The sequence below is a fragment of the Aquabacterium sp. genome (assembly GCF_044226965.1).
Lineage (GTDB): Bacteria > Pseudomonadota > Gammaproteobacteria > Burkholderiales > Burkholderiaceae_C > Pseudaquabacterium.
In genome coordinates this window covers 64,857-78,971 of the sequence record NZ_JBGAGA010000023.1, presented here as the reverse complement: position 1 = coordinate 78,971, position 14,115 = coordinate 64,857, and the positions used below count along the sequence as shown (strand labels likewise).

Genomic DNA, 14,115 nt, shown 5'->3' with positions numbered 1-14,115 from the left:
GGAATCAGCGCCCCCTTGGGCGGCCCGGTGGTGCCGCTGGTGTAGATCAGCACCGCGGGATCGTCGGCGCCGGTGACGACCGGATCGTGCACGTCGCGCTCGGCGGCCAGCGCATCGGCCCAGTCGATGTCGCCCTGGCCTGCGGCCTCGCCGGCCGCGATCACGCAGCGCAGGCCCGGGCATTGCGGGCGCGCCGCGCGCAGGTTGGCGATGGCGCTCTCGTCGACGATCGCGACAGCGGCCTCGCTGTGCTGCAGCCGGTACTCCAGCGCATCGGGCCCGAACAGCATCGACAGCGGCATCGCCACCGCGCCCAGCTGCGCCACTGCGATCTGCGCCACCGCGGTCTCGCAGCGCTGCGGCATCACGATCGCGACCCGGTCGCCGCGCCGCACGCCCAGGCGCTGCAGCGCGTTGGCCAGGCGGTGGGCCTGCTGCTGCAGCTGGCCGTAGGTCAATGTGGCACGAGCGCCGTTCTCGTGCTGCGCATGGATCGCGATGGCCTCCGGCGTCGCCCGGGCCCAGCGGCCGCAGCAGGCCTCGGCGATGTTGAACTGCGCCGGCACCTGCCACCTGAACTGCGCGTGGATCTCGGCGTGCCGGTCGGCGACCGGCGGCACCGCCCCCGCGGCGCGCGTGCGCTTCATGCGGAGCGTGCGAAGCGCTGCAGCGCCTCGCCGGTGACGCGGCAGATGCGCCAGTCGGGCATCACGGTGGCGCCCATGCGCTGGTAGAAGCGGATGGCGTTCTCGTTCCAGTCCAGCACGCTCCATTCGAAGCGGCCGTAGCCGCGCTCGACCGCCAGCGCGCCCAGGTGCTCGAGCAGGGCCTTGCCGATGCCGGCGCTGCGGTGCGCGGGCTGCACGTACAGGTCTTCGAGGTAGAGGCCGGGCTGGGCCAGGAAGGTCGAGAAGTTGGTGAAGAACAGCGCGAACCCCACCACCGTGCCCGCCACCTCGGCCACCACCGCCTCGGCCACGGGCCGCGGGCCGAACAGGTGGGGATGCAGGGTCTGCGGCGTCACCTGCAGCAGGTGGGTGAGGTGCTCGAACTCGGCCAGTTCGGTGATCAGCCCGACGATGGCCGGCACGTCCGCGGGCGCGGCGGGGCGAAGGGTGAAGGAAGACATCGCGCCGCCCCGGCCGCCTGGCACCGCTACGAACGCGGTGCCCGGCATCCTGGGGATTCTGGCACCACAGTGCCCGCGCCGCGCCGCGCCGGCCGCAGCGAGACCCTCACCGTGCGCGGCCTGCGCTACCACCTGATGGTCTGGGGCGATCCCGCATCGGCGCAGCCGAATAGCCCTCTGCGCGTGATGATGCATGGCTGGATGGACGTCGGCGCCTCGTTCCAGTTCGTCGTCGACGAGCTGGCCGCGCTGGGCGATGACGGTCCGGTGGTCGCGCCCGACTGGCGCGGCTTCGGCCGCACCCAGGCCAGCGGCAGCGACAGCTACTGGTTCCCGGACTACCTGGGCGACCTCGACGCGCTGCTCGATGCGCTGTCGCCCGAACGGCCGGTCGATCTGCTCGGCCACAGCATGGGCGGCAATGTGGTGATGACCTACGCTGGCGTGCGGCCGCAGCGCATCCGCCGGCTGGTGAACCTGGAAGGCTTCGGCCTGCCCGATGCCCCTGCCGAGCAGGCGCCCCAGCGCCTGGCGCAATGGCTGGACGAGCTGAAGACCCCGCAGCGCCTGCGCCCGTACGACACCGTGGCGGCGGTGGCGCAACGCCTGCAGCAGACGAATCCGCGGCTCGCGGCCGACAAGGCGGCCTGGCTGGCCGGCCACTGGGCGGCGCCCGATGGCCAGGGCCAATGGCAGCTGTGCGCCGATGCGGCGCACAAGCGCGTCAACCCGGTGCTCTACCGCGCAAGTGAAGCGGCCGCGATCTGGCAGCGCATCGAGGCGCCGGTGCTGTGGGTGCAAGGCCAGCAGAGCCGGCCGCCCGCCGCCTGGCACAGCCGCTTCCTGCGCGAGGAATTCGAGGCCCGCCTCGGCGGCGTGCGCCAACTGCAGCGCGTGGCGCTGCCCGATGCCGGCCACATGCTGCACCACGACCAGCCGCGGGCCCTGGCCGCCTTTCTGCAGGACTTCTGGCAACGCGCGGCCTGAAGGCCACGGACGGCCGGCGCGCGGCGGGGCCTGGCCCGGGGCCGTGTCACAGGGCGTCGCGCTGCTCGCCCCCGGCCCTGTGGCGCGCATCCTGCCGGTCCATGGCCCAGGCATAGGCCCAGACGATCAGGCAGTAGATCACCAGCGCGCCCTGCGCGGCCATCCAGAAGCTGAACGGCCAGCCGAACAGGCTGAAGTTCAGGTCCCCCGCGAAGAAGCCGAAGCCGAAGGTCACCAGGAACCACAGCAGCAGCAAGCCGGCCGTCAGCCGCAGGTTGCTGCGCCAGTAGGCGCTGTGGCGCGGCGGCCTGGCGGACGGGGACGAGGCGGGTTCGATCATCACGGCACGCAAGTGTCCCGCGACCGCGCGCGCGGTCCTTGCGGGCAAACCCGGGTGGGTGGTGTCCGCAATGCCCCATGCGAGAATTCGTCTTTCACCGGAAACTTGTGTCATGGACATCGAACGCGTCAACGCCATCGGCTCGCTGCTCGCCGATCTGAGCGCCCGTACCGAGCAGCTTCGGGGGTATCTTTGACTACGACCGCAAGTCACTGCGGCTGAACGAAGTCAATGCCGCGCTCGAGAACCCGAGCGTGTGGAACGAACCCAAGCGCGCCCAGGAGCTGGGCCGCGAGAAGAAGACGCTGGAGACCGTGGTCGAGACCATCGACCACCTGAACAGCAACCTGTCGGACAACACCGAGCTGTTCGAGATGAGCAAGGCCGAACACGACTTCGCCGGCCTCGAAGCCATCGAAGGCGAGGCGAAGAAGCTTCAGGAGATCGTCGAGCAGCTCGAATTCCGGCGCATGTTCAGCAACCCGGCCGACCCGAGCAACTGCTTCATCGACATCCAGGCCGGCGCCGGCGGCACCGAGGCCTGCGACTGGGCCAGCATGCTGCTGCGCCAGTACCTGAAGTACTGCGAGCGCAAGGGCTTCAAGGCCACGGTCGAGGACGAGACACCCGGCGACGTGGCCGGCATCAAGAGCGCCACCGTCAAGATCGAGGGCGACTACGCCTTCGGCCATCTGCGCACCGAAACCGGCGTGCACCGCCTGGTGCGCAAGAGCCAGTTCGATTCCGCCGGCGGCCGGCACACCAGCTTCGCGTCGATCTTCTGCTACCCCGAGATCGACGACTCGATCGAGATCGACATCAACCCGGCCGACGTGCGCACCGACACCTTCCGTGCGTCCGGCGCCGGCGGCCAGCACATCAACAAGACCGACTCGGCGGTGCGCCTGACGCACATCCCCACCGGCATCGTCGTGCAGTGCCAGGACAGCCGCAGCCAGCACAGCAACCGCGACGTGGCCTGGCGCCGCCTGCGCTCGCGCCTGTACGACCACGAGATGCGCAAGCGCATGGAAGAGCAGCAGAAGCTCGAAGACACCAATACCGATGTCGGCTGGGGCCACCAGATCCGCAGCTACGTGCTCGACCAGAGCCGCATCAAGGACCTGCGCACCAACGTCGAGATCTCCAACACCCAGAAGGTGCTGGACGGTGATCTCGATGCCTTCATCGAGGCCAGCCTGAAGCAAGGTCTCTGACCCCCGGCCCTCCCCTCACCCCTCCACGCCGCGGCCCGCCGCGGCGCCAAGACGACACAAGAGGCAAGCATGCGTGAAGGACCCGCCACCGTGATCCGCCGCGAGGACTACCAGGCCCCGGCGTACTGGATCCGCCAGGTCGAACTGACCTTCGACCTCGACCCGCTGAAGACCATCGTCACCAGCAAGCTCGCGATCGAGCGCAATGCCGAGGCCCAGCCCGGCCAGCCGCTGGTGCTCCATGGCGACGAGCTGACGCTGCTGCGCGTGCTGGCCGATGGCGAGAGCGTCTCGTTCCGCCACGAGCCCGGCCAGCTGGTGATCGACAACCCGCCGGCGGCCGCGGCCTTCACGCTCGAGATCCGCAACACCTGCGCGCCGGAGAAGAACACCGCGCTGTCGGGCCTGTACACCTCCAGCGGCGGCTTCTTCACGCAGTGCGAGGCCGAGGGCTTCCGCCGCATCACCTACTTCCTGGACCGGCCGGACGTGATGGCGGTCTACACCGTGAAGCTGCGCGCCGACAAGGCGAAGTACCCGGTGCTGCTGTCCAACGGCAACCTGGTCGAGCAGCAGGACCTGGACAACGGCCGCCACCTCGCGAAGTGGCACGACCCGTTCCCCAAGCCCAGCTACCTGTTCGCGCTGGTGGCCGCCGACCTGGTGGCGCGCGAGCAGCGCATCGTCTCGCGCGCCGGCAAGGAACACCTGCTGCAGGTGTACGTGCGCCGCGGCGACCTGGACAAGACCGAGCACGCGATGAACTCGCTCATCGCCTCGGTGGCCTGGGACGAGGCGCGCTTCGGCCTCTCGCTCGACCTCGAGCGCTTCATGATCGTCGCGGTGGGCGACTTCAACATGGGCGCGATGGAGAACAAGGGCCTCAACATCTTCAACACCAAGTACGTGCTGGCCAGCCCCGCCACCGCCACTGATGCCGACTTCGCGGGCATCGAGAGCGTGGTCGGCCACGAGTACTTCCACAACTGGACCGGCAACCGCATCACCTGCCGCGACTGGTTCCAGCTCTCGCTGAAAGAGGGCCTCACCGTCTACCGCGACCAGGAGTTCTCGGCCGACATGGCCGGCACGCCGTCGGCCCGCGCGGTCAAGCGCATCGAGGACGTGCGCAGCCTGCGCGCCGCGCAGTTCCCGGAAGACGCCGGCGCCATGGCCCACCCGGTGCGCCCGGACGCCTACGCAGAGATCAACAACTTCTACACCGCCACCGTCTACGAGAAGGGCGCGGAAGTGGTCCGCATGATGGCCACGCTGGTCGGCCGCGACGGCTTCCGGCGCGGCATGGACACGTACTTCGCGCGTCATGACGGCCAGGCCGTCACCTGCGACGACTTCGCGCAGGCCATTGCCGACGCCAACCCCGGCAGCGCGCTGGCCACGCACCTGGCGCCCTTCAAGCGCTGGTACGCGCAGGCCGGCACGCCCACGCTGCATGCCGAGGGCGTGTACGACGCGCCGACGCAGACCTTCACGCTGACGCTGCGCCAGAGCGCGAAGCCCTCGCCGGGCCAGGCGCGCAAGCAGCCCTTCGTGATTCCGGTGGCGATGGGCCTGGTCGGCCGCGACGGCAGCGCGCTGCCGCTGCAGCTGGAAGGCGAAGCGGAAGCCCTTGGCACCGAGCGCGTGCTGGTGCTCAGCGAGCCGCAGCAGCAGTTCCGCTTCGTCAACGTCGGCCAGGACGCCGTGCCTTCGCTGCTGCGCGGCTTCTCGGCGCCGGTGCTGCTGGAAGACGGTCTGGCCGACGATGCGCTGCTGGTGCTGCTGCGCCATGACGCCGATCCCTTCACGCGCTGGGAAGCCGGCCAGCGCCTGGCGCTGAACCGCCTGCTGGCCGCGGTGAACGCCCCCGACGCCGAGCCCGCGCTCGATGCCGCCTTCGTCGACGCGATGCGCGCGATCCTGCGCGACGGCAAGCTCGATGCCGCGTTCAAGGACCTGGTGCTGACGCTGCCCAGCGAGAGCTACGTCGCCGAGCAGTGCAGCAGCGTCGACCCGCAGCGCATCCACCGCGTGCGCGAGCTGATGCGCCGCCAGCTCGCCACCCAGCTGCACGAGGACTGGGTCTGGGCCTGGGACGCACACCAGGTGCGCGAAGGCTACCGCCCCGACGCCGAGCAATCCGGCCGCCGCGCGCTGGCCAACCTGGCGCTGCGCCACCTGGTGCTGCATGCGGTGCAGGCCGGCGATCCGGTGGGGCCCGGCCGCGCCTACCAGCGCGTGAAGGACGCCGGCCAGATGACCGACCGCATCGGCGCGCTCGAAGCGCTGGTCGGCGCCCACGCCGAGCTGGCCGAGGCCGCGCTGCAGCACTTCCATGCCCGCTTCGCCCACGACCCGCTGGTGGTCGACAAGTGGTTCACCCTGCAGGCGCTGGCCCCCGAACCGCTGGACGCCGCCGCCGGCAGCGTGTTCAACCGCGTCAAGGCGCTGATGCAGCACCCGGACTTCACCTTGAAGAACCCGAACCGCGCCCGCAGCCTGATCGGTGCCTTCTGCATGGGCAACCCGGCCGCGTTCCACCGCGCCGATGCCGGCGGCTACGTGTTCTGGGCCGACCGCGTGCTCGAGCTCGACACCATCAACCCGCAGATCGCCTCGCGCGTGGCCCGCGCGATGGACCGCTGGAGCCACTTGGCCGAGCCCTGGCGCAGCGCCGCGCGCGAAGCCATCGCCCGCGTCGCCGCCAAGCCTGACCTCTCGTCCGACGTGCGCGAGATCGTCGGCAAGGCCCTCGAGTCCTGACCCGCATCACCGCCATGGCCCAGAAACGCATCAGCCTCACCCAGTACCTCGTCGAGCAGCAGCGCGAGCATGGCCACATCCCCAGCCAGCTGCGGCTGCTGCTGGAGATCGTCGCGCGCGCGTGCAAGTCGATCGCCATCTCGGTCAACAAGGGCGCGCTCGGCGAAGTGCTGGGCTCGGCCGACACCGAGAACGTGCAGGGCGAGGTGCAGAAGAAGCTCGACGTCATCTCCAACGAGGTGCTGATCGAGGCCAACGAATGGGGCGGCCACCTCGCGGCGATGGCCAGCGAGGAGATGGACTCGATCCACGTCGTGCCCAACCGCTACCCGCAGGGCGAGTACCTGCTGCTGTTCGACCCGCTCGACGGCTCCAGCAACATCGACGTCAACGTCTCGATCGGCACCATCTTCTCGGTGCTGCGCAAGGTGAACAACCAGCGCGGCATCAGCGAGGAAGACTTCCTGCAGCCCGGCAAGCAGCAGGCGGCCGCCGGCTACTGCGTCTACGGCCCGCAGACCACGCTGGTGCTCACCGTCGGCGAAGGCGTCTCGATGTTCACGCTGGACCGCGAGACCGGCTCCTGGGTGCTGACCGCCAGCGACGTGAAGATCCCGGTCGACACCCGGGAGTTCGCGATCAACATGTCGAACATGCGGCACTGGGCCGCTCCGGTGCGGCGTTACATCGACGAATGCCTGGCCGGCAAGGAAGGCCCGCGCGGCAAGGACTTCAACATGCGCTGGGTGGCCAGCATGGTGGCCGACGTGCACCGCATCCTCACCCGCGGCGGCATCTTCATGTACCCCTGGGACCAGCGCGAGCCCGACAAGCCCGGCAAGCTGCGCCTGATGTACGAGGCCAACCCGATGGCCTTCCTCATCGAGCAGGCCGGCGGCATGGCCACCAACGGCCGCCAGCGCCTGATGGACCTGGTGCCCACCAAGCTGCACGAACGCGTGGCCGTGGTGCTGGGCTCGCGGAACGAAGTCCAGCGCGTGACGGACTACCACCTGGCCGCCGACTGAAGCCTTGCCGAGCCGCCCGAAAACTCCTCTATAATTCGCCTTTCACCGTGCCGGTGTAGCTCAGTTGGTAGAGCAGCGCATTCGTAATGCGAAGGTCGGGAGTTCGACTCTCTTCACCGGCACCAGAGGTAAATCGAAGGCCCGCGCAACCCGCGGGCCTTCTTCATTTCCGGCACATGTAAGCGCTGATGTAAGCAGATTCGTGAAGGCACTCCCGAACAGGTCGCCGACAGGCACGCGGCCGAGCCGGCAGCCGAGCTCGACGCGCCCATGTGCTGGATCGGTCAGCGCCTGGCGCGCTCCAACTACCGAGGCCGCCCGCAGATCATCGTGGCGGTGGAGTTCGACGATGGTGACCATCCAGCGCGGCAGGTGGCGCGCGACCACATGCGGGCGCTGCGCGGCCGGCTTGAAGCGCTGGCCCGGCGGCTCGATGCGCGCAAGCCCAGCAGAGCTGGCGGCGCAACTTGCACTGCTGGTGAAAGCCACCTTCGTCACCGCGGAACTGCTGGCGCCCGACGAGGCCACACGGGTGGCTGCTGGCCCGCGCGCGGGCGCTAGTGGCTGCAGCGGTCTGAAGAGCGCCGCTAAGGCGCCGGACCTGGCGAGGGGTGGCGCACCGGGGGGGTAGAACTTCTGGCTGCAGGCCTCGCCGAGGCTTGATGACTACGCGGCTAGTCGCGAATCGTTCCCAAGAATTTTCCCCCGGCTTGTCGTGTGCTGGTTCGCCTAGCGCAATGCAGTGCCGCCTTCCGGCTCAAGGCTCGTGAGCAAGACCCATAGGCCTCGCGCTGGGGGAACGAGAAGTAGGAAGGCACAGGCATTCGCGGCAACCACGAGGCGCATCAGCACTTGGAAAGCTTGGGTGCCGTCTGAAGTCTGCGTCGGTGCAAGTCCGCAGGCGAAGCCAAGCGCGACAGCCACGAGAAAGGCGCCCGCGGCAACGAACAGTTCTCCGACGACCTTGTTGAAGTGCCCCGTTCGCATCAGGTTCTGGACCAAACGGGTGTTCGCGACCGCGTACAGGAGCGCGCCAGCCGAAATGAGAAACCCAAGCAACGTTGCATCGGAGCCGGCAATCGTATTCACCACCCCCCTCAGCAATCCCTCGTCCGCGACCAGCGGGATGTGCGGCAGCCCCAAGTAGACCGCTCCGGCGGCGGTCACAGCGAACGCCCTGTACCAAAACGAGGCGTGGCTACGAGCCGAAGAAGCGGGCGAGGTCATCTCTTCGCTTGTCCATGGCTTCGTTGAGAGCTGCATACAGGTCTTCCGGATCGGGCCGCCCATTGTCTTGCAATCGGACCGAGATCGTCTCGATGATGCGGTCGGCGATGAGGTCGATCGGCTCTTTCTCATCTTCAAGCGTTACACGAGCGACGCGCGCGAGGCCGTGCCTCGCGAGGATGACCGCCGCGTCTTTCATTTTCCCCATGAGCCTGGCGCGGGTTCGACCGACGCTGAAGCGCATGCGGCAGTTGAGCGCCCCGACCTTCTTGACCAGCGCGATGGCGTCAGCTGTGGTGGTGTCTGCGTAGAAGGTTGGGTCACGCGGTTGTTGGAACGAGATGTCCAGAATTCGAGCGTCACCGCCGGACAAGACGCGTTCGTACGCGTCCGAGGTCAGGATTGGAGCCAAGGTCACGTTTCGGTGCGTCACCTGCCGCAGATATCGCTGAAAGCGAGAGTAGTGGCTGCCTCCGGGGTTTCGCTGGTACACGACCAGGTTTCGTCGGCCGAAGAACAGGAAGTGGTTCTTCTCCACAAGCCCATGCCCGGGCTTCAGCTCGACGTCCTCTTCCTTGCCGTCTTCCGCGCCTTGCACCGGCCTCTCACCGAAGCGGCAGCGACCGAACACCGCCTTGAACGCTTGCCCGCCACCAGGCATGCGCTGTACTGAGCGGATTTGGTACTTCTCTTCCTCGCCTGCTTCAAGAGGAAGCGCGTCCGTCAACTCGATCCCGTTCAGCAAGTCAAACAGGACGGTATTTTGAGGATCGTCGTCATCAGTGACGACGAAGAAGTCGACCTTGTACGCCTTGGACCGCTTCGCCATGCCAGAAGCCCTCCCGCTTTGTCGAGAGCGAATGTGACACAACTTGACAGGATCTGAGGCTGGGATTTTTCCGCTCGCACAGTTACTCCATCGAGCGACGCCCAGTCGCCGACATGCAGGTCTCACGGCGGTCTTCCGACCGAGTAGTGCGTGTCGATCTTTCCCTACACCAATCGGGGGATGGGCCCCCCGAGCCAGCGGCGTAGCCTGCGAGCCCTCGATCAGTGGAGCAGCCTATGAAGGTCACTGCCGCGGCCGTTTTGGTCGTCTCCATCGTCGCAAGTTCTGTCGCGATCGCCGGCAGGCGGGGCGGCGACTCCCACGGCGCACATTCAGGTTCGCACAAGTCAAACCCCGGTGGCGCGCATCACGTTGCTGGTCATTCGAACAAGAAGGGCCAGTACGTCCATGGCCACCGCCAGACAAACCCGAATGGCTCGAAGCGCGACAACTGGTCGAGCAAGAGCAACACGAATCCGGACACCGGCAAGAAGGGAACGAAGGATCCCGACAAACCCTAGCGTCTGATGTCCTCGGCCTCACTAATTGTCTAGTGCGCTCGCCAGTCAGCGCGCCTTCGCCGGAATTACGGGCCCACTTGCGGCCTGCAGGGGGCTGGCGGTGAACGCTTCGGGCTCGCGACTCGCGACACTAGCCCGCTGCACCGCGTCAGCCACCAGCTTTGCAGCATCGCGCTGAGCTGATGCGAGCTCGGCCAGCTCCGAATGAACGCGTTTGACCTGAGCTTCCGTCTGCTCGCCCGACGAGCGGCTATCGATGTACGTCAGCACAGAGAAGAGGGTCGAGGCAAGTATTCCGACGACGGAAATCCTGATTGCAGCTTTCGCAAGGCGCTCGCCACCGGCCGCATTCGTGACAGCATCCCTTTGGATCTCGGTCGTTGTTTCGCTCATGGTCTGCACGACTGCGACGGCAGCAGTTGCCAATGAGTGCAAGTCGCTCATTGCACGCACCACTTCCACCAAGGATCGATTCGTGTCCCCCAAGGGGTTGCGAATGCTGGCAGGGTCGAACTTCGGGAAGTCCGACATGACCCTCGCCATCTGATCGTTCAAGGCCCGATTCGCATCGAGCTGCTTCGCTCGCGCGGCCCTCGTACCATCGGAAAACTTCGCTTGGTCGAACTCAGTCGCGATCTTCTCGCGAGCCTTTCTTTCTTCGGCGGCCCGGTGATCGACCATGCGCCCTAGGAATTCGACACCAGACTCGCCTTCATGGCGCTCGATAGGGTCACCGCCATCGGTTTCAAGGTACCCCTTGTGCCTCGCAACCACGGCCTCAGCGAATTGCTCGATCTCATCATCATCGACGTCCTCTGCCTCCTGCGCTGAGACCTTATCGTCCCAAGTCCAACCGGCTTTGCCTTCAGGCCTCAGCGAATGGTGGGCAATCTCGCTCAGGATCCGCCTTGAGACTTGCGGAGGTGGTAGGCCTGCGACCCGCGTGGCCCTCGCTGCGCTGAGCGCGTCAACGCCCATCGTCGAGCAGTAGATCCTCCCGACCGACGGCAGGTCCATATCGAAGTCTCCACCGCGGATGGCACGGTCCAGATTCAGCGTCATGCGTTGCTCCCGGTGGTCTTGTGTATCGTTGGCACAGCCAGCTCACGGATTGTCGGACAACCCACCTAGTCGTCAGACTTTCGAGATGTTGCATCAAACCCTAGCGGGCGACAGGCAACGGCGATCCGACTCAGGCGAGTCCAGGCAGTGGCCAAGGCGCAAGGCGGTGCAGCATCGACACCGCGGCCGTCCGTTGGGATGGCCCAGACTTCAAGCTTGCCGGTCTTAGCTGTCGCTCTGATGGCACAGGGCGCGAGCAAGCGTGCCTCCACACCAATCAGAAGATCGCCGCGCGGCACTGCTGCACGCGCGGCGACAAAGGCCGATCGCAGTAAGGGAGGGAGGAAGTCGACCGGCGGGCCGAGCATACGTCGTGAGCCTGCCGCTGCGACCGTCACCCCCTACCTCCCACCTTTGGGTGCACCCATCGGGGCGATCGTCAGGCCAGCTGCACGAGGCCACAGTGCGCCCGGGGCGGAGACAGTATCGACCGAGACCCGGATGTCGCGGGCGGTGTGCTGGATGCGGTGGGTGAGGACCGAGGGAGGGCCCTCCGTGATCGTCTCGGCCTCACCAAACACTCAGGTGAAAGACCCATGGCGCGCCAGGCAACCACCTCTGGCACCATCACCATTTCGGGCCAGCCCCTCGCGTAGCAGAAGGGGGGCGAGCACAAGAGGCTTTGAGGGCCGGTTCACTTCACCAGAGGGCCGAGGTCCATGACAATGGAGCCCATGCGCGTCGGTAGAAACGAAGCCTGCCCATGCGGAAGTGGAAAGAAGTTCAAGCGATGCCACGGCGCGCTGGAGGCACCATCCGCATCAGTTGCGGACCTCATCGTCGAGGCAGCGGGGCGCCGCCGCCAGCAGCAACTCGAACAGGGGCTAGGACGGCCAATCATCTCGACCAAAGCCCTGTCCGGTCACCGCGTTGTGGCAGTAGGCGCTCAATGGATTGCCGGCACATGGACCACTTTCCATTCCTTCTTGCCCGACTACCTTTGGACCGTCTTTGGCCGTGATTGGTGTGCCACCGAACTCGCTAAACCGCTCGAGCAGCGGCATCCGGCGATGCAGTGGCACGAAGTGATCCGTGATCAGGAATCCCGCGCGGGTGGCCAGCCTGGTGAGGTGTTTCACTCGACAATGAACGGCGCGGTGGGCAGCTTCCTAACGCTTGCCTACGACCTCTATTGCCTGCAGCACAACGCGGAGCTCCAGGCGAGGCTTGTGGCACGAATGAAGGTGCCGGATCAATTCGCAGGAGCCCGCTACGAAGCCCAGGTGGCGGCTTCCTTTGCACGCGCGGGGTTCACCATCGAGTTCGAGGATGAGACCGACGGTGGCCGAAGCCACTGCGAGTTCGCTGCCACGGCCCCCAGCGGCCGCAGGTTCTCCGTGGAGTGCAAGCGGCGCTCGGGTCAGAAGGGCATGCGGATAGGCCAACTCTTCAACGAAGCGCAGCGGAAGCAAGCTGACCATGTTCGGGTGGTCTTCATAGAACTGGCCTGGCTGGAGCCAAGCCGTCCGCCGCGTAGCGGCGAGCTGCCGGCTTGCTTTGGTCGTGCCAAGCAGAGATTGAACGAACTGGAGAACAGCCCTTTGGACGGAGCGCCTCGTCCTCCCTGCTATGTCGTCCTGACGAACACGCCTTGGGATCAGAAGCCGAGCGAGACATTGCTGCCATTCGCATTCAACTTCTCGACATTCAGGTTGCCTCATTTCGGTAATCCGGAAGCGCCGCCGACCCATAAGGACATGCGCGCGCTGTTCGACTCGATGCGCACGCATCGCACTGTGCCGGCAACGTTTGACGGGACCCCGCCGCACCTTGCCTTCCCGGGTGCAAGGGCGGTAGATATTGAGCCTGCCGACCCTTGCTGATGGGCCCGCCCCCCTCCAGGCCCTGCTGCAGGCGCGCTCGGGCCATCCACTCAGCTGATGCGCGCGGTCCTAGTGGCACTGGCCCTGGCAACTACCGCGACCGGGGTCACGGCTGCCGAACGCTCCCGCGCGCTGCGCGCCGAGTTCATGCGCAGCCACCCATGCCCATCGACCGGGCGAACGGCTGGCGCTTGCCCCGGTTGGCAGGTCGACCACCGGGAGGCCCTGATCTGCGGCGGCCGCGACGAGCTGGCGAACCCTCATTGGCTGACCATCGAGGCGCACAAGGCCAAGACCCGGGCCGAGGTCAAGCTCTGCCGTTCAAGGTAGTCCGCCGGTAGGCTGTAGCCCTGCAGGCGTCTCCAGCGCTCGCGCGCCACCGAAAGCTGTATGCTTATCCAGTGATTCTGGATGTGGTCATGCTCCGCCGCGAAGGTCGCCGCCGCCTGCGAAATGAGGTGCTCGCGGACCTGCCGATCCGCGGGGAGGTGACGATCGACGGGCGAGGTGTTGATGGCCTCACCGCGACGCTGGTGCGCGCCGACATGCCTGGTGCGGTCTGCCGGCGGCTCCTCACGGTTCGTCTGGTCAAGATGCGCGCCGTCCATCTGGTCATCAGCGGGATCGAAGTGACACCTGACTCAATGGGTGGACTACATCACCGGCAGTCGTGGTGGTGCCGAGTACCGGACGGCCCGAGGCCTCGCCCGTTCGATCCCAACCCTCCGTCGCCTGTTCAGCGCGACCCGAGCTATGCGAGGTAGGGCCGGCGAGCCTTGGCGCGACTCCCATCGGGGCCCGGCACAGCTACCCGAGCCGCGCCAGCAGCAGCAGCTCTGACGCCGCCATGAAGCAGGCCCGGCGCACGCTGTCGCGCACCTTGAGCGCTGCCCAGTCGTCGACAGCAAGCGGCGCTGCCGGCGAGCGGCCGGGAAGGCCCACCGCGCCGGCGCCGCGAGCTCGAGCCGGCACGCCTGAGCGTGGCAGCGGTGGCAGTGCTGGGCGCCGACCAGGCGCCGGGCGTTGAGGTTCGGGCGGGGTGATGGTGTTCATGCGGCGCACTGTCGCGGCGCCGGCGCCGCGGGGCAATCCGCCGTGAGCGGATGGGCCCGGAGACCACCGGCCCGAC

At 67.1% G+C, this 14,115-nt stretch carries 14 protein-coding genes and 1 tRNA gene; 7 read left to right on the top strand and 8 right to left on the bottom strand.

The features are described from left to right. Both ACILR4_RS12825 and ACILR4_RS12820 read right to left on the bottom strand, forming a co-directional pair. Positions 1 to 647, bottom strand: a 647-nt coding sequence (locus ACILR4_RS12825) for an AMP-binding protein (RefSeq protein WP_395701250.1), incomplete at its 3' end; no start/stop codon positions are given. Beyond that, complete coding sequence (locus ACILR4_RS12820) at positions 644 to 1,129, bottom strand: GNAT family N-acetyltransferase (RefSeq protein WP_395701249.1); 486 nt, start codon at positions 1,127 to 1,129, stop codon at positions 644 to 646. The genes ACILR4_RS12820 and ACILR4_RS12825, both read right to left, overlap by 4 nt. Before the next feature lie 69 nt (positions 1,130 to 1,198). Between ACILR4_RS12820 and ACILR4_RS12815 the strand changes: the two genes are divergently transcribed. Then, entirely contained in the window at positions 1,199 to 2,116 is a 918-nt protein-coding gene (locus ACILR4_RS12815) for an alpha/beta fold hydrolase (RefSeq protein ID WP_395701248.1), read from the top strand. 46 nt (positions 2,117 to 2,162) lie between these two features. Here the strand turns inward: ACILR4_RS12815 and ACILR4_RS12810 are convergent, their stop codons facing one another. Beyond that, positions 2,163 to 2,456 (bottom strand): DUF4212 domain-containing protein, encoded by a 294-nt coding sequence (locus tag ACILR4_RS12810; RefSeq protein WP_395701247.1) that lies wholly within the window; start codon positions 2,454 to 2,456, stop codon positions 2,163 to 2,165. 112 nt (positions 2,457 to 2,568) lie between these two features. Here ACILR4_RS12810 and prfB point away from each other — a divergent pair. The 4 genes from prfB (at position 2,569) to ACILR4_RS12790 (ending at position 7,589) form a co-directional block, all read left to right on the top strand. Next, positions 2,569 to 3,673 (top strand): peptide chain release factor 2 gene (gene prfB, locus ACILR4_RS12805; RefSeq protein ID WP_395701246.1). Its coding sequence is split into 2 segments (ribosomal slippage): positions 2,569 to 2,649 and positions 2,651 to 3,673, totalling 1,104 coding nucleotides; the frame shifts between segments, so codons are not numbered across the junction. Between the two features lie 69 nt (positions 3,674 to 3,742). Then, positions 3,743 to 6,436: an aminopeptidase N gene (gene pepN / locus ACILR4_RS12800; protein ID WP_395701245.1), complete on the top strand. Its 2,694-nt coding sequence runs from the start codon at positions 3,743 to 3,745 to the stop codon at positions 6,434 to 6,436. A 14-nt stretch (positions 6,437 to 6,450) separates the two neighbouring features. Continuing rightward, on the top strand, positions 6,451 to 7,464 hold the full coding sequence (locus ACILR4_RS12795) for a class 1 fructose-bisphosphatase (protein ID WP_395701244.1): 1,014 nt from the start codon (positions 6,451 to 6,453) through the stop codon (positions 7,462 to 7,464). 49 nt (positions 7,465 to 7,513) lie between these two features. After that, positions 7,514 to 7,589, top strand: a tRNA-Thr gene (locus tag ACILR4_RS12790). Between the two features lie 604 nt (positions 7,590 to 8,193). Here ACILR4_RS12790 and ACILR4_RS12785 read toward each other — a convergent pair. Both ACILR4_RS12785 and ACILR4_RS12780 read right to left on the bottom strand, forming a co-directional pair. Beyond that, positions 8,194 to 8,691 carry a hypothetical protein gene (locus ACILR4_RS12785; protein WP_395701243.1) on the bottom strand — a complete coding sequence of 166 codons (498 nt, stop codon included), beginning with the start codon at positions 8,689 to 8,691 and terminating at the stop codon, positions 8,194 to 8,196. After that, a complete protein-coding gene (locus ACILR4_RS12780) occupies positions 8,663 to 9,520 on the bottom strand; it encodes a DUF6731 family protein (protein WP_395701242.1) in 858 nt (285 codons plus the stop codon). The genes ACILR4_RS12785 and ACILR4_RS12780 overlap by 29 nt, the downstream gene beginning before the upstream one ends. Before the next feature lie 236 nt (positions 9,521 to 9,756). Between ACILR4_RS12780 and ACILR4_RS12775 the strand changes: the two genes are divergently transcribed. Next, positions 9,757 to 10,041 (top strand): hypothetical protein, encoded by a 285-nt coding sequence (locus ACILR4_RS12775; protein WP_395701241.1) that lies wholly within the window; start codon positions 9,757 to 9,759, stop codon positions 10,039 to 10,041. Between the two features lie 45 nt (positions 10,042 to 10,086). On the opposite strand, the gene ACILR4_RS12770 is transcribed toward ACILR4_RS12775, so the two are convergent. Further along, entirely contained in the window at positions 10,087 to 11,103 is a 1,017-nt protein-coding gene (locus ACILR4_RS12770) for a hypothetical protein (RefSeq protein ID WP_395701240.1), read from the bottom strand. Positions 11,104 to 11,828: 725 nt separating this feature from the next. On the opposite strand from ACILR4_RS12770, the gene ACILR4_RS12765 reads away from it, so the two are divergent. After that, the gene (locus tag ACILR4_RS12765) at positions 11,829 to 12,986 is read left to right on the top strand and encodes an SEC-C metal-binding domain-containing protein (RefSeq protein WP_395701239.1); all 1,158 of its coding nucleotides are present in this window, start codon (positions 11,829 to 11,831) and stop codon (positions 12,984 to 12,986) included. Positions 12,987 to 13,246: 260 nt separating this feature from the next. Here the strand turns inward: ACILR4_RS12765 and ACILR4_RS12760 are convergent, their stop codons facing one another. After that, on the bottom strand, positions 13,247 to 13,594 hold the full coding sequence (locus ACILR4_RS12760) for a hypothetical protein (RefSeq protein ID WP_395701238.1): 348 nt from the start codon (positions 13,592 to 13,594) through the stop codon (positions 13,247 to 13,249). A gap of 199 nt (positions 13,595 to 13,793) precedes the next feature. Further along, positions 13,794 to 14,039 (bottom strand): hypothetical protein, encoded by a 246-nt coding sequence (locus ACILR4_RS12755; RefSeq protein WP_395701237.1) that lies wholly within the window; start codon positions 14,037 to 14,039, stop codon positions 13,794 to 13,796. Positions 14,040 to 14,115: the final 76 nt, after the last annotated feature.